General features: G+C 61.0%; 14 protein-coding genes. 6 read left to right on the top strand and 8 right to left on the bottom strand.

Annotated features, from left to right (window positions below):
- Positions 1-11 precede the first annotated feature (11 nt).
- From ACRWA7_RS05700 to ACRWA7_RS05680, 5 genes are read left to right on the top strand one after another with little or no spacing between them, the layout of a single operon-like run.
- Entirely contained in the window at positions 12-1,016 is a 1,005-nt protein-coding gene (locus tag ACRWA7_RS05700) for a substrate-binding domain-containing protein (RefSeq protein WP_438390425.1), read from the top strand.
- Between the two features lie 8 nt (positions 1,017-1,024).
- A complete protein-coding gene (locus ACRWA7_RS05695; RefSeq protein ID WP_438390424.1) occupies positions 1,025-2,587 on the top strand; it encodes a sugar ABC transporter ATP-binding protein in 1,563 nt (520 codons plus the stop codon).
- Positions 2,584-3,552 carry an ABC transporter permease gene (locus ACRWA7_RS05690; RefSeq protein WP_438390422.1) on the top strand — a complete coding sequence of 323 codons (969 nt, stop codon included), beginning with the start codon at positions 2,584-2,586 and terminating at the stop codon, positions 3,550-3,552. The genes ACRWA7_RS05695 and ACRWA7_RS05690 overlap by 4 nt, the downstream gene beginning before the upstream one ends.
- Positions 3,549-4,559, top strand: a complete 1,011-nt coding sequence (locus ACRWA7_RS05685) for an ABC transporter permease (RefSeq protein ID WP_438390421.1) — start codon at positions 3,549-3,551, stop codon at positions 4,557-4,559. The genes ACRWA7_RS05690 and ACRWA7_RS05685 overlap by 4 nt, the downstream gene beginning before the upstream one ends.
- Positions 4,556-5,326 carry an SDR family NAD(P)-dependent oxidoreductase gene (locus ACRWA7_RS05680; RefSeq protein WP_438390420.1) on the top strand — a complete coding sequence of 257 codons (771 nt, stop codon included), beginning with the start codon at positions 4,556-4,558 and terminating at the stop codon, positions 5,324-5,326. Before ACRWA7_RS05685 ends, ACRWA7_RS05680 begins: the two co-directional genes overlap by 4 nt.
- Before the next feature lie 753 nt (positions 5,327-6,079).
- Here the strand turns inward: ACRWA7_RS05680 and ACRWA7_RS05675 are convergent.
- The 8 genes from ACRWA7_RS05675 to ACRWA7_RS05640 form a co-directional block, all read right to left on the bottom strand.
- Positions 6,080-6,595, bottom strand: a complete 516-nt coding sequence (locus tag ACRWA7_RS05675; protein WP_438390419.1) for a porin — start codon at positions 6,593-6,595, stop codon at positions 6,080-6,082.
- Positions 6,596-6,826: 231 nt separating this feature from the next.
- A complete protein-coding gene (locus ACRWA7_RS05670) occupies positions 6,827-7,195 on the bottom strand; it encodes a porin (RefSeq protein ID WP_438390418.1) in 369 nt (122 codons plus the stop codon).
- Between the two features lie 327 nt (positions 7,196-7,522).
- Complete coding sequence (locus ACRWA7_RS05665) at positions 7,523-8,251, bottom strand: aminotransferase class III-fold pyridoxal phosphate-dependent enzyme (RefSeq protein ID WP_438390417.1); 729 nt, start codon at positions 8,249-8,251, stop codon at positions 7,523-7,525.
- 87 nt (positions 8,252-8,338) lie between these two features.
- The gene (locus ACRWA7_RS05660) at positions 8,339-9,382 is read right to left on the bottom strand and encodes an IS630 family transposase (RefSeq protein ID WP_438390401.1); all 1,044 of its coding nucleotides are present in this window, start codon (positions 9,380-9,382) and stop codon (positions 8,339-8,341) included.
- A 12-nt stretch (positions 9,383-9,394) separates the two neighbouring features.
- Entirely contained in the window at positions 9,395-9,709 is a 315-nt protein-coding gene (locus ACRWA7_RS05655; RefSeq protein WP_438390416.1) for an aminotransferase class III-fold pyridoxal phosphate-dependent enzyme, read from the bottom strand.
- Positions 9,710-9,962: 253 nt separating this feature from the next.
- Positions 9,963-10,547 carry an amidohydrolase family protein gene (locus ACRWA7_RS05650; protein ID WP_438390415.1) on the bottom strand — a complete coding sequence of 195 codons (585 nt, stop codon included), beginning with the start codon at positions 10,545-10,547 and terminating at the stop codon, positions 9,963-9,965.
- Positions 10,548-10,923: 376 nt separating this feature from the next.
- A complete protein-coding gene (locus tag ACRWA7_RS05645; RefSeq protein WP_438390414.1) occupies positions 10,924-11,367 on the bottom strand; it encodes a hypothetical protein in 444 nt (147 codons plus the stop codon).
- Between the two features lie 989 nt (positions 11,368-12,356).
- Entirely contained in the window at positions 12,357-13,424 is a 1,068-nt protein-coding gene (locus ACRWA7_RS05640) for an SDR family oxidoreductase (RefSeq protein ID WP_438390413.1), read from the bottom strand.
- A gap of 97 nt (positions 13,425-13,521) precedes the next feature.
- On the opposite strand from ACRWA7_RS05640, the gene ACRWA7_RS05635 reads away from it, so the two are divergent.
- Complete coding sequence (locus ACRWA7_RS05635; protein ID WP_438390412.1) at positions 13,522-14,436, top strand: LysR family transcriptional regulator; 915 nt, start codon at positions 13,522-13,524, stop codon at positions 14,434-14,436.
- The last annotated feature ends 81 nt before the right edge of the window (positions 14,437-14,517 follow it).

The following is a 14,517-nucleotide window of genomic DNA, read 5'->3' as shown; positions in this document are numbered from 1 at the left end:
TGGAGATCGAAATGTTTCTGTCCAAAAAACTGGTTGCGGTGCTTCTGTCGGCCGCGAGCGTGACATCGATGTTCGCGGCGTCCACGCCGGCATTCGCGGATAAACCCGTGACGGTGGCGTTCGCGCAGTCGGACCTGAGCAACGACTGGAAGGAGACGTGCCAGCGCGATATGGAATCGCACGTCAAGGCAGCGAGCTGGAAGCTTATCAGCACGTCGGCGGATAACGATCCCGCCAAACAACTGTCGGATATCCAGAACCTGCTGGCGCAGTCGCCAAGCGCGATCGTGGTGTCGCCAATCGAATCGGTCGCACTCGCGCCGGCCGTGCAGATGGCCAACGACGCTGGCGTACCGATGATCGTCATCGACCGCAAGCTGTCGGTGGCGCCGGGCACGGGGCAATACAAGGTCGCCATCGTGCAGAGCCATGCGGCTTCCGGCAAGCTGCTCGCGGAGAAGGCCGTCGAATTGCTGAAGGCGAAGTACGGCAAGCCCAAGGGCAACGTGGTGCGTCTCGCGGGCATTCCGGGCGCATCGACGGTGGCGGACGCCAAGGCCGGCTGGGATTCCGTGATGAAAAATTATCGGGACATCAAGCTCGTCGCCGCGCCGAATGCGCAGTTCACGAAGGAGGGTGGCATCAAGGCGATGCAGGATCTGCTGCAACGCTATCCGAAGGGCAGCATCGACGTCGTATGGTCCGATTACAGCGACGAAACCATGGGTGCGATTCAGGTGATCAAGGCCGCGGGCCGCACCGAACTGCTCGGCAATATTGTGGGCGAGGGTGGCCAGATTCAGGCTATCGAAGCAGTCACGAAGGGCGAGATCGCGCGCGAAACGCAGACGCCGCCGTACTTTGGCGACGAAGTGGTCGAGAACATCAAGAAGCTGCTTGCCGGCCAGAAGGTGCAGCCGGAGCAGGGCCTCAAGATTCAGGTATTCGACGCCGACAAGAAGGACGCCGCGATTGCATACGTGAATTCGATCAAGGCCAAGGGCGTCAAGTTCTGAGCACCGCCATGAACACGATCACGCCTGTACTGTCGCTGCGCAACCTGAGCAAGTCCTATGGACCGGTGAAGGTGCTCAAGAACATTTCGTGCGACTTCCATTCCGGTGAGGTGCATTGCCTCATGGGCGAGAACGGTGCGGGCAAGTCGACACTGATCCGCGTGCTCTCGGGCGCGCATCCGGCGGATTCGGGCGAGATCGTGTTCGACGGCGCCGACCTGCGCGCGGGCGGTGCGAACGCGCCGCGTCTCACGCCGGCTGGCGCGCGCGAAATGGGTATCGCGACGATCTATCAGGAACTCGACCTGATCCCCAACTTGAGCGGCGCGGAAAACATCCTGCTTGGACGTGCGCCGCGCAATGCATTCGGCATGATCGATCGCAAGAAGATGCAGGCGCGCGCTGCCGAGATTCTCGCGTCCATGCACGTCAGCGCCAACCTGAATCGTCCGGTGCACGAACTGGGCATCGCGCAGCAGCAGATGATCGCCATCGCCAAGTCGCTGACCAACGATTGCCGCGTGCTGATCCTCGACGAGCCGACGGCGGTGTTCACCGGCCGCGAGACGCGCGCGTTGTTCGATCTGATCCGCCGCATGCGCGAGCGTGGTATCGCGATCATTTTTATTTCGCATCACATGGAAGAGATCTTCGAGATCGGCGATCGCGTGACGGTGCTGCGCGATGGCGTGGCCGCGAGCAGCGGGCCCATCGGCGAATTCAGTCACGACCGGCTGGTGCGCGATATGGTCGGTCGGGACGTCGTGCGGACGGGGCGCGCCGTCAAACGCGGCGACGCGCCCGTGCTGCTCGAGGTCAGGAATCTCGGCGATGGCGGCGCGGTGAAGAATGTCTCGCTGCACGTGCGCGAGGGCGAGATTGTTGGCATGGCGGGCCTTGTCGGCGCGGGACGCACCGAGGTCGCGCGGCTGATTTTTGGCGCGGACATCGCGCAACAGGGCGAGATTGTGCTGGCGGGGCGCAGGATCGCGCCGCGCACGCCGTTCGATGCCGTGCGTATGGGCATTGGCATGGTTCCGGAGGATCGCAAGCTCGACGGGCTGGTGCTCACGCGCAGTATCGGCGAGAACGCGGGCTATACGCTCGCGCGCAAGCTCTCGCGCGGCGGTCTGGTGCGCTGGTCGCGCGTGCGGCAGGAAGTGGCCGAGCGCATTGCCGCGACCGCCGTCAAGCCGCGCAGTCTCAGCACGCCGGTCGCGCGGCTTTCGGGCGGCAATCAGCAGAAGGTCGTGCTGAGCCGCTGGCTCGCCGCGGGCGTCAAGTTCCTGATCCTCGACGAACCCACACGCGGCGTGGATGTCGGCGCGCGAAGCGAGATCTACGACATCATCCATGCGCTGGCCGCAAACGGGCTGGGCGTGCTGCTCATTTCATCCGATCTGCCGGAGGTGCTTTCGCAGTCGGATCGGATCTATGTGGTGGCCAAGGGGCGCATTACCGGCGAACTCAGCGCCGACGAAGCCACGGAGGAGTCGGTGATGGCGCTCGCGTTCCAGACGCGGGAACCGCAGGGTCGCGACGCTCGGGTTGCGCAGGGGATATCGTCATGACCCGCGAACCCTCACGCTTCGCTTTCCTGCACGGCCTCTCGGAGCACGGCACGATTATCGCCCTCGTCGTGCTGTCCGTATGCGCTGCCTGGTTTGAGCCGCCGTTTCTCTCACGCTTCAACCTTTCCGCGATCGCGTTTCAGTATTCAGTGATCGGGCTGATCGCGCTTGGGCAATTCTGCGTTGTCGTGACGGGCGGTATCGATCTGTCGCAAGGGTCGGTAATCGGACTCGGCGCGGTCGTCTGCGCGATGGCAAGTGCGTCGCTGGGCATTCCAGCGGGCATTGCGGTGGCGGCGCTGGCAGGCATCGCGGCTGGCCTGCTGAACGGCGTGATCGTGGCGTTCACCCGCATTCCGCCATTTGTCGTGACGCTTGGCACGATGAGTCTGGCGCGCGGCCTTTCGCTGATCGCAACCAATGCGCAGCCCGTGCCGCTAGGCGATCCTTCGTTGATGTCGCTGCCGGGCTTGCGCCTGTTCGACGTGCCGGTATCGATCCAGCTCTTCTTTGCCTGCGCGATCGTGCTCGCGGTGTTCCTCGCGAAGTGGCCGCTTGGCCGCGCGATCTATGCGGTCGGTGGCCATGAGGAGAATGCGCGTCTGACCGGGCTCTCCATCGTGCGGGTGAAGCTGGTCGTGTATGCGCTGTCCGGCCTTGCGGGCGGTCTCGCCGGCGTGCTGATGGCCGCGCGCATGGGCACCGGGCATCCGCTCGCGGGCACGGGTTATGAGCTTGTCAGCATCTCGGCGGTGATTATCGGCGGGGCGAGCCTGTTCGGGGGCATCGGGCGCATGTCGGGGCTGGTTGCCGGCGTGCTGCTGCTCGGCGTGCTCGACAGTGCGATCAACCTGTCGGGCCTGACGCCGGATCTGCAGGGCGCGGTCAAGGGCAGCATTGTTTTGCTGGCGCTGGCGGTCAGCCAGTTCAACCAGATCAAGTCGAAGGGCAGGGTGAGGGCATGACAATATCCAACGCGAATACGGGCGCGTCGGCGCAACAGCCGCAGACGGCGGCGCAGCGCATGTCGGCGCTCAGCGCGGGCGCGTTCGGTCCGACGCTGCGTCTTGTGGGCATTCTGCTGGCCGTGGTGCTGATCGGCGCGATTGCTTCGGGCGGCATCTTGCTGCGGCCGTCAAATCTGCTCGATGTCGTGCAGCAGGAGTCGATTCTGCTCGTGCTCGTCACCGCGCAGTTCTTCGTGATCGCGACGGGCGGCATCGACCTGAGCGTGGGCGCGGTGGTGGCGCTATCGGGCGTCGTGTTCGTGAGCGCGCTCGATGCGGGGCCGGTTGTAGCGTGTCTCGCCGCGCTCGCCTCGGGTTGCGTGTTCGGGCTCGTCAACGGAATGATCGTGACCTTTGTGCGCTTGCCGGCGTTCGTTGTCACGCTTGGCACCATGCAGATCGGCTACTCGGTCGCCAAGCTGTGGAGCCGAGGCGGCACCATCGATGCATCGTCAGGCGGCGCGCATATCCCGCGCGCCATGCTGAGTTTTTATGGCGATAAATTTGCCGGACTGCCGCTCGCGCTGTGGACGTCGCTCGCGGTGCTCGCGCTCGGCGCGTTGTACCTGCGCACCTCGACGGGCGGCTTCACGTTCGCGATCGGCGGCAACCGGCGTGCAGCGCGGCTGGCGGGCGTGCCGGTCGAGCGCGTGAGTCTCGCGGCGTACGCGGCGGGATCGACGGTGGCCGCCGTCGCGGGCCTGCTCTTCGTGATGCGGGTGGGATACGGCGATCCGCATACCGGTGTCTGGCTGCCGCTCGATTCGATTGCGGCGATCTCGATTGGCGGCGTAAGCCTGACCGGGGGCCAGGGGAATCTGGTGGCGGGTTTCATCGGCGTGCTGATTCTTGCGCTCGTCGATAACACCATGAACCTCGTTGGAATATCCGCCTTGGTCCAGCCGGCGGTGAAAGGCGCGATCCTGATCCTTGCGGTACTGGCCTATAGTCGGAGGCCAGCATGAGCGCGATCCAGGGTATGCCACGTACGGCGGTTGTCACGGGTGGCGCGAATGGCATAGGCTGCGCCACGGTGCGGCGCTTCGTGCGGGATGGGTACAAAGTGGTGCTGGTGGATATAGCAGAAGCAGGACGGGCAATCGCCGACGAAGCCAACGGCAACGCCGTTTTCCTGTGCGCCGATCTTGCTGAGGAAGGCACCGCTGACGCCGCCGTCCAGCTCGCGATAAATCATTTCGGTGGACTCGACACTGTAGTCAACAACGGCGGCATTTCGCTGCTGCGGGATTGCGCGGACATGACTATGCAGGAATGGGACCGCGTGCATGCGGTGAATTTGCGCGCGGCGTGGCTGTTCGTGCGGGCGGCGCGCGCGCATTTGCGCCTGCGGGCGAACGCATCCGTGGTGAATGTATCGTCGTTCCACGGTGGCGCAACTATCGATCATTTTACCGCCTATGCAGCTTCCAAGGCGGGCGTCGATGGTTTCACGCGTGCCGCCGCCGTTGAGCTCGCATCAGAAGGCATCCGTGTGAATGCAGTTGCGCCGGGCGTGATCCATACGTCGATGCTGCAGAGCTGGCTGGACACAACGCTGGACCCGGATTCCGCGCTCGACCGAATGAGAACCTTCCAACCGCTCGGGCGGCTCGGACGGCCGGAAGAGATCGCGGCGGTTATCTCGTTTCTGGCGAGCGACGAAGCTTCGTTTATTACCGGCACGACGCTGCTCGCCGATGGCGGCGTGTCCGCGCGCTTGTGGCATGCCTGAGCAAAGTGCGATGCAGGTAGATCGTCTTGCGCCAAGCAGCGGCCATAAGTGCTGCAGACTTGCGGCGTCGAGAATGAGATGGGCGACCTTCTGTCGATGAGAGACGGATCTAGGAGGCAGCCAACACTCCGCAGCGCTAGCCTTGTGACGGATCTAATAGATAGGTTGCTGACGATCAACCAGCACCAAATCCTTAAATTACAGAGCTTTTAGCGGTTTATTCATGACCGAGGAGGATAGACATAACCGGGCCCGTCACGCTGGAGTCGCGGTCAGGGTCCGTCTCCGCTAGAAATGGCGGCAGGAACCCTGCAGAGTCAAGGTCCTTCGGCGTTTTGTTCTTCTCCGACTTACAAATCGACCATCAAATGGTAGTTGGATTCCGGTGTGGCTCTCGGCATCTCCCGCGCCGACTGTGTTGGATTCGGAGTACGTTGCCTTCTCCGACATGCTATTCATCGACGCTAGCTGGCGCTCTGTTCGGTTTCCTCTTTGGGGATACGCTTAAGGTCTGCTCGATCGGATTCCATCGCGCGGACTATTGCGTCGACGATGAGAATGGAGGATGCTTTTTGCGCAGCTGGCTGACCAACTACGCTGCTGCAGGAAATGCCGTAGTCGTATCTTGGTAGTTACGATCTCGACTATCCTTCCGAGGAACTGTCTGCGTTTATCCGAAATGCCGGCGTAGTGATGCCTGTGGCGAGACTTCCGGGGACGCTCGAATCCGTGGTTTCAGTCCTCGCGGGCGGTTCATCGCATCAAGTGGCCATAACAACGAAAATCGTCGCGGGGCGATTCGGCGCCGGGCGATTCGGCGCCGGTCGTATCACGAACCGGTGCCGACGTCGAAACTAGAACCGGTGAATAATTCCCAGCTGGACGCCAGAGGTGTCCATGCCGGGTTCGACCGCGGGGCCGCTGTATAACGCTGGCCTGTTTGCCCATGTTGTCGAGGTAGACGACCTGGCCATACAGGGTCGTGCGCTTCGACAGGTTATAGCTGTAGCCCAGCGCATACATGTTCGGCTGGTGCGCCGATTCCGAGCCACGCCCGCGGTTGAACGTGACCTCGGTCCGTCTCGAGCCGAAGCCGATCTTGTACGTCCCGCCGAAACCGAAGTTTATGAACTTGGCATTCCCCAGTTCTTTCGTATTGCTGCGCACCATCACAACGAGCGGGCTCAACGTGTATGAACCGCCGAACGTCATGTAGCGGAAGCGATCCGGCTCGGTATAGGTCTGGCTCCACGAGCCCAATACGCTCACCGGTCCACTCCTATATCCGAGGCTGCCGCCGACGTAGCGGTTCGTCGGGCCGCCGTTCGACGTTGACACCGTGATGTGCGCATTGATGCCAAAGCGATTGGCCAGCAGGAGCTACAAGATACCGTTGCTGGTGCGGGCGCCGCTCGTTGGTGCCTGGTTGCCGGGCTCTGACGGCGTCGGGTTCGATGCGGCGAATCCGCCGAGGCCTGCGTCCCAGAACGGATCGAAAGTTCAGTCGGCGAGATAGGTGGGCGTTATGTCCCTACCGAGGCGAAGTTCGCCATAGGGCGTCAAGAGGCTGACGGTCGAGCGTCGGTCGAACAACGTGTTGGCCGTCTTAAGCGTGCCGTTGTTCGGTGAGAACCCGTTTTCCAGCCAGAACCCGGTGGCATAGCCATTGCCCTGATCCTCGCGGCCGGTGAAACCGAAGCGCGAGGGCACCATGCCGTTGCTGACAAGCGCGGCGCTGTGCTGCGATCCGACCTTATAGTACGTTACGGCGTCGGCAATGATGCCAAATATCGCGACACTGCTTTGCGCCATGGCGCTCACGGACAGCGTCATCAGCAGAATGGCGGGAACAAACAGTTTTTTGATCATGACAACGGCCTCCAGCGGCCGGTAGTGTATTTCGATGTCGTAAAATTAGTATGACGAAATAAATAATGTGGAATGATACGCGGAATCGTTGACACGTCGCCCTTCATGCTTCGGCGATTGCTGCTTCGAGGATGCCCAGTTCCTCGTCGAAAGTGGTGTCGGGAATGGTAAGCGGATAAAAGCAAGCGGATTGCATTTGCGTCGATTCCGCAGCTCAGCAGGATCGGCCCCTTGTCGGCCGCGCGATGCACAATGCGCTGCACGAAGGCGGTGTCCGGCTTGCCGGTATCGGGATCGGGATCGGTAAACTCGATCGCGATCATCGAACTAAGGTTCGCGAACGTCGACGATGCGGGGCGTCTTGCGCCTGAACGTTGCAGCTCGTTCGACGAGGCGTCGCCCGAGCGCCGTCGCGCGTTCGCACAACTGCTCCTCGGCGATGACGTCCAGCACGGCTAGCCCGGCCGCGAGCGCGAGCGGATTGCCGGAATAGGTACCTCCGAGGCCGCCCACGTCGGGGGCGTTCATCAATTGAGCCCGCCCGCAAGTTGCCGAAAGCGGAAAGCTGCCACCAAGGCTCTTAGCCATGGTGAGCAGATCGGGTACGACTCCGCTGTGCTCCATCGCAAACCATTTGCCGGTACGGCCAAAGCCGGACTGGATCTCGTCCGCGATCATCACGATGCCGAGCGCGTCGCATCGTTTGCGCAAGCCGCGCAGAAATGCCTGCGGCGCCGGATTGAAGCCGCCTTCGCCCTGGACAGGCTCGACGATGATGGCCGCCGTGCGCACCGCATCGAGTTCGTATTGAACAGGGCGTCGAGGTTCATCAGGGCCTGTTCGGTCGAAATCCCGTGGCGCTGATCGGGAAAAGGCACGTGATGGACCTCGGACGGCAGGGGACCGAAGCCGGACTTGCAGCTTGTACGGCTTGACCTTGCCGGTGAGCGCCATGCCGAGCAGGCTGCGTCCGTGAAACGCACCGTTGAAGGCGATCACTGCGGAGCGCCCCATTGCGGAGCACGCGATCTTGATTGCGTTCTCCCGGACTTCCACGCCGGTCGAAAAGAATGCGGTTTTTTCGTATGGCCGCCGGGTGTGAGTGCGTTCAGCCGCTCAGCCAGCCGTACGTAGTCCACTGCGTCATTGATTTGGCACCGGGCGAATCCGACGGGAAGGATCGTCATATTTCCACTTGATTGGTTTCGGGTTTTGGTTGTGCTCGCGGATATAACGCATCAGTTTTCGATCCAGGTCCTTCACCGAAGTGAAGACGCCGCGGGCGATCACATCACGCTGAATGCGTGAGAACCAGTTTTCCACCTGGTTAAGCCACGACGAGTAGGTCGGTGTGAAGTGCAAACGCACGTTGCGGTGCGCGGTGAGAAAGTCGGCTACCCGCTGCGTCTTGTGGCTGCTCACGTTATCGCAGATCACGTGGATTTCCCGACGTTTGGGCTGGCTGGCGACGACATCAGTCAGGAAGGCCACAAACTGTTCGCTGGTGTGGCGCGGCGCGGTCTTGCCCACCACCTCGCCGGTAGCAGTATTAAATGCCGCGAACAGACTAAGAGTACCGTTGCGTTTGTACTCGAAGCCGTGGCTTTCGGCACGTTCCGGCGACAAAGGCAGCATCCGGTCGCGGCGCTCAAGTGCCTGGATCGCGGTTTTCTCATCTACGCAGAACACCGCCGCGTGCGCCGGCGGGTTCAGATATAGCCCGATCACGTCGGCTGCTTTGGTCTCGAAGTCCGGATCGTTGGAGACCATGTGCCGCTCCAAGCGCTGCGGCTTGATGCCGTGCTTACGCCAGATGCGCTGCACGGCTGAGACCGACACATCGCCCAGCTCTGATGCGAGCTTGTAGCTGCTCCAGTGTGTCGAACCGTCGGCGGGTTTGTGCTTGAGGGTGCGGCTGAGTACACGCGCTTCCAACTTGGCAGGCGGCTGCACAGGCGCGCGCCCGGGATGGCGAGCGTACATGCCGGCCAGTCGCTCGTTGAGGAAGCGCCCCGACCAGCGTGCGATGAAACGCGAGTCGCAGCCCAGTGCGCTCATGATCCCGTCGCGCGATTCACCGTCCTCGAGCATCAAGATCAATTTTGCACGGCGCACGTCTGCTGCGCGCACCGTTCGGCTGCGTGCCGCCCAAAGCAGTTGCGCACGTTCGGTATCGGTCAAATTCATTTTTCCCACGACCTAAATCCGAACATAGACGGGGTGCCAAGTCAATGACGCAGTGGAGTAGTCTTCGTAGGGGGTGACGTTGTAGCAGGTATGAGTGAAGCGCTGCATTTGTGTGCCGACGGCTTCCATGATTCGGGGATGGCGATGACCGGTGTTGAGTACCGCGATGCCGCCCGCGAAGTCGATATAGCGTTTGCCGTCGGCGTCCCACAGTTCGGCATTGCTGGCGCGCTGTGCAAAGAAGTTGTTGAAGACGGCGATGCCGCGTAGCGTCACGTCGAGCCGGCGCTGGTGAAGGCTATTGCTGGTCGGAGTGGATTCGGGCATGGATTGGTGTGAAAAAAAAATCGATTTAGGAAATCTTATTTGTTAATAATAAGTAATACATATTTATCGAGTTGATAATCTACATGAGGAAAGATTTCAGCGGAGATGCCGAAACAAGACCGGCACCTCGCGTCAGCTTCTAGCGATACTTTTCCAGCAAGGCAATCGCGTTGGTCGAGAAGATCCTTTCGATCAGCGGGCTGGGAACATCGGCCAGTTGTTCGCGCGGCAATGGCAGGCCCATCGAGAACGGTTAGTCTGAGCCAAAGAAGACGTGAACGTCGCCGTGCATGGTCGCAGCAAGAACGAGCGCCGACGGGTCGTGAGTGATGCAGTCGACGCACACGTGCCGGAAGACGTCGCGCGAGCGCCGTGCGCCAGTATCGGCGCCGGGGCGGCCGGTGATCTGGCCGCGCTCCAGCCGGCTAGCGACTGCTGCCGTCGCGCCGCCGCCGTGGGCGAGGCACAACGTGAAGTCCGGATGGCGGTCCAGCGCGCCGGACAGCGCCAGATAGAAAGCAGCGGGGGCAGTTTCCACCGGGCTGCCGAGCAGATTTGCAGAGAGAAGCGGTCGTAGCGGCCGTCGCATCCTTTGCACGGGTGCAGGAACAGGACCCGTGTGCCGCGCCAGCGCCTGCCAGGGCGGTTCGTAGGCGTCGTCCGACAAAATCAGTTGGTGCTGCGCCGAGCCTGCCGGCATCGCGAACAGCGGAGCCGCGCATTCGCGCCAGTGCTGCACCGTTTCGGCGGCCAGCGCGGGATGCTGGACCGGAAGATGGAACATGGGATGCAAACGGTCCGGATAGCGCTGAGCGACGTCGTGAAGCGCGTCGTTCATGCAGGCCGTCTAGCGAGCGGCCTCATCCCCGTCCAGCGTTTCGCAGGTGAGAGCGGCTTGTCAGGGAATGCAGGCGTTACCGCTTCTTTGCTGGTTTGAGCCCTCGTGCAGCAGTATGGTCCGGAGCGTCTCCTCGTCGAAAACGAGTTGTGGCGCGCTGGCTGCCTCGAATGGCCCGGATGGGCTGCGGATTCAACCAGTCGATCTTGTCGGGCCCCAATCGGCCACTGGCAGACCTTCGACGCAGTCCGCAGATCGATGACAATTGCAAATTAGAATTTTCTCTCCGGTCGCGGTGTGACAAGCGACTTGCATGTTTAAACCGTACCGGCGTGACAGCGCGACACTTGGGTGGCTTGGACAGCTTCCTGAAAGCTCACGTTGGCCAGCTATTGCCCGGACAATAACCATCGGCAACTTCCCTCTCTTTAAGGCCAAGCGCCTTCGCGACCTCCTTCTTCGTGGCGTACCGGGCGGTAGTGTGCAGTTGGGTGATGCCCTGGCGCATTCGCCCGATACCATAAGCACCCTTCTCGTTTTCCTTGACGATGACGTGCGCGGGATGATGCTTCTCCCCTTTGAAGTCCTCCGACTCAAAATCGATATGTTGACGAGTTCTGATGTTGATTTCGGCAGTTTTATCGAAATCGTAGGCCACTAACAAGGCATTGGCGGAAATTGTCTTTCCGGGCCGATAGGATTCTTTCAGGTCAAACACCCACATCGCTGACCCATTATGCGACATGAGCTTGTCCGCCACCGCAGCGGGCGCGTACTGCTTGGGGACCCAGCGGAACAAACTCCACGTGTTGGTCGCCATTACAATCTCCACGAGTGTGGTCGGACTCAAAGCATCTGTCGCGACCGGGTATCAGGTGCTTCTTCCGTATCTCATGCGGCGGCTCACAGATCTCAATTTCTCGAGAATCCGAACGTGGATTCGGAGCAGATACTGAAATTGATCGAAAACCAGGTTCTAGCGCATTCCACTTCACGAATTTTCAAGAGATAAGTAATGGGAAAATAAGCCTGAGGCCAAACAACGATGCAATGGGCGTGCCAAAACTAGGCGGCTACATGGCGCAGAACGCACGACCAATCGGTACGATCAGAAAGGCCAGCTTTGAACGGCTGCCTTATAGGATTCGGAGGGTTGCTTAGGGTTCCGACCATGGCCGCTCGTCGACAGGGAGGGATCGGTTATTCGAGGTCAACAAAAAGCACCAAGCGCATTCTGCGATAGATTCATTTTTCGATCCCCGCTGTTTCGCTGTTGGTGATGGCTTGGATGGGCGGACACCGTTACCATGAAACCAGCCCCTTAAATCGGTATCTGTCTATTCTTGAGTGACCACTAATGACATCACGGAAGCTATCGCTCGACGCTACAGCGCGAACCCACCTTCTGAGTTACCTCGTCGCGAGCGCGCTTGCCTCTTATTTGTTCACTGAAACTTGGCGCGTCGAACACACTGTAGAGTCCACACGCATTTGGCTAGCACGAAATCGATGTTCGGCAAGCTGGCTCGACCGATTAACGCTCGGGCAACTTGCACTGAAATTATCACGAGAACATCTCCGAACATCTCGTGCTCTTCGCCAATCGGGCGCGCTGTCCCTGTTCACAAGCGAGCTGACTTTGAACTATGAGAGTCCACTCGTCGGGCGTATCTGGGAGCGATGCGACGAGGCACTGAGGGCCAACCCGCGAGACGTCGACGCATAGCGGCCAACTCCTGTCGTTCAGTTAGACGGCAGGATCTGCACCCGGATGTCTCATCGATCCAGATAGCGGCCACTCGCTACTCGTCAGCTGGGAATGAGATGTTCTGCCTTCAGTCGCTCGAAGAGATCGAAGAACGCATCTGGCGTACCCTGGTAGTCGAGGAACCCAGCCTTGCGGCTTTTAGTCATGTCCGTCACGACTTCCATCGGACGCCCAAGATCTGCGTCGGTGTGCCACCACGAAGCGAGCCGGTCAATGTCCGGCTCTAAAAGGCCATACTTTGCGGCAATGTCGCGCCATAGATGCGTGGCACCCTGCATCCTGTCTTCGAGTGGTCGCACGCTTCCGTCGAATGGTGCCGCTTCGATGTCGAAGTAACTCGCCAATTGCAACCACATTGTCTTCCAGCGGAACACATCGCCGTTCACCACGTTGAAGTCCTCGTTGCGGGCTGCCTTACTCGTCGACGCCCATTCGAGATGCCGCGCAAGCAGACGCGCGTCGGTCATGTCAGTGAGGCCATTCCACTGCGCTGCAGAGCCGGGGAAAACGAACGGTTGCCCGGTATGCCGGCATAGCGTCGCGTAGACGGCAAGCGTCTGCCCCATGTTCATCGCGTTGCCAGGCGCAAAGCCGATAACCGTATGCGGACGATGCACGCTCCACGTGAAGCCTTCGCGCGCCGCCGCGTGGAAGAGTCGGTCTTCCTGCTCGTAGTAGAAGTTCTCGACCGGCTGACGCCCCTGCGATTCCCGGAACGGGGTATCGGGAACGGCGCCGGATGCGTAGGCCTCGAACGGGCCGAGATAGTGCTTCAGTCCCGTCACCAGTGCTGCATGTTCGAGCGTCGCGCTCCGGCCCAGCGAATCGAGGACGTGGCGGACCATCGCGCCGTTGACGCGGATGTTCTCCTTCTCGTTCGCCTGCCGCGCCCATGCGGTGAAAAACACGTGGCTGACGTCGATGCCGGCCGTCGCTGCGGCGACGGATTCGGCCGACGCGAGATCCGCAATAACGGGCTGACACCCCGGTACGCCGGCAGTACGTCCGCGCGATAGTCCGTAAATGCGCCATCCGTTCAACAGCAGGCGTTCCGCAAGGGCTCTCCCGACAATGCCGCTGGCGCCGACGATTAGTGCTCGATGATTCATCCTTAACTCCGAGTTTCGTTCAGAGCACGAGGATACTTCAGACGTCAATTCTCATTTGAGATAGTATTTCCGCACTTAAACGAATTTATGTCATCAATTGGCTGCCTTCCCGACCGAGCGCTTGAAGGGCATTGTTCCGTTTGTCTGCGCTGCAGATGCAGGAGGCTTTACGGCCGCGGCCGAGCGGCTGAACCTCACAAGTTCGGCAGTGAGCAAGAGCGTCGCCCGGCTCGAAAGGCGGCTCGGCGTCGTGCTGTTCGAGCGAACGACGCGCAGCCTCACGCTCACCGACGCGGGGCGCGCGTTTCATGAAACCTGCACGCGCATCCTGGCGGAACTTGCTGAGGCGGAAGCCATTCTCGCCGCGCAAAAGCGCGAGCCGGTCGGTACTGTGCGCGTCGCGTTGCCGGCGTCGTTCGGCCGTCTGTGCGTCGTGCCGGTGCTGTTGCGTTTTTCCGCGCAATATCCGGACGTGCGACCGCACCTGTTGTTCGCGGATCGCTTCGTCGATCTGGCCGATGAAGGCATCGATCTCGCTGTGCGCATAGGCGGGCCGCCAGACCTACCGTCGTCGCTCAGCCGGCGCTTTTTAGGTCGCGAACGGCTTATCTTCTGCGCGTCGCCAGCCTATCTTGAGAAAAACGGCATCCCGAAAACGACCGACGACCTTCAGGGACACACCTGCGTCGTGTACGGACGGCCCGACGGCACGCAGTCTCCGTGGTCGTATGCTATGGCGGCCGGGCAAGTCGGTCAGTGTGTCGTGCGTCCGCACATCGTGGCAGGCGACGCTGAGGCGCAACTCGCATTCGTGCGGGCGGGACTCGGCATCGCGCAACTCGCGACCTGGTTGGTGCGGGATGATCTGAAGGCCGGCCGCCTCGTCAGTATCTTTCATGAAGCCGCAACAGATGGCTTGCCGCTCAGCCTGCTCTGGCCGGTCGCGCGGCAGTTGACGCCGAAGGTCCATGTGCTTGCACAGATGCTCGAAGCGCATCTGCATATTCGATGAACCAGACTGTTCGATCTCCCTATCGATCTCTCGCTCAAATGATTTCGGTTGCGTATTTCGTGGAAGCTGGACACGCGTTTC

The organism is Caballeronia sp. DA-9 (assembly GCF_051615025.1).
GTDB classification, from domain to species: domain Bacteria; phylum Pseudomonadota; class Gammaproteobacteria; order Burkholderiales; family Burkholderiaceae; genus Caballeronia; species Caballeronia sordidicola.
Note: the sequence above shows the minus strand (reverse complement) of the source record. Positions and strands in the feature narration are given on the sequence as shown.

What these genes read in the sequence shown, in the direction of transcription:
- ACRWA7_RS05700 (WP_438390425.1), top strand. Translation starts at nt 12, where the DNA reads ATGTTTCTGTCCAAAAAACTGGTTGCGGTGCTTCTGTCGGCCGCGAGC.
- ACRWA7_RS05695 (WP_438390424.1), top strand. Translation starts at nt 1,025, where the DNA reads ATGAACACGATCACGCCTGTACTGTCGCTGCGCAACCTGAGCAAGTCC.
- ACRWA7_RS05690 (WP_438390422.1), top strand. Translation starts at nt 2,584, where the DNA reads ATGACCCGCGAACCCTCACGCTTCGCTTTCCTGCACGGCCTCTCGGAG.
- ACRWA7_RS05685 (WP_438390421.1), top strand. Translation starts at nt 3,549, where the DNA reads ATGACAATATCCAACGCGAATACGGGCGCGTCGGCGCAACAGCCGCAG.
- ACRWA7_RS05680 (WP_438390420.1), top strand. Translation starts at nt 4,556, where the DNA reads ATGAGCGCGATCCAGGGTATGCCACGTACGGCGGTTGTCACGGGTGGC.
- ACRWA7_RS05670 (WP_438390418.1), bottom strand. Translation starts at nt 7,195, where the DNA reads ATGATCAAAAAACTGTTTGTTCCCGCCATTCTGCTGATGACGCTGTCC.
- ACRWA7_RS05660 (WP_438390401.1), bottom strand. Translation starts at nt 9,382, where the DNA reads ATGAATTTGACCGATACCGAACGTGCGCAACTGCTTTGGGCGGCACGC.
- ACRWA7_RS05655 (WP_438390416.1), bottom strand. Translation starts at nt 9,709, where the DNA reads ATGCCCGAATCCACTCCGACCAGCAATAGCCTTCACCAGCGCCGGCTC.
- ACRWA7_RS05650 (WP_438390415.1), bottom strand. Translation starts at nt 10,547, where the DNA reads ATGAACGACGCGCTTCACGACGTCGCTCAGCGCTATCCGGACCGTTTG.
- ACRWA7_RS05645 (WP_438390414.1), bottom strand. Translation starts at nt 11,367, where the DNA reads ATGGCGACCAACACGTGGAGTTTGTTCCGCTGGGTCCCCAAGCAGTAC.
- ACRWA7_RS05640 (WP_438390413.1), bottom strand. Translation starts at nt 13,424, where the DNA reads ATGAATCATCGAGCACTAATCGTCGGCGCCAGCGGCATTGTCGGGAGA.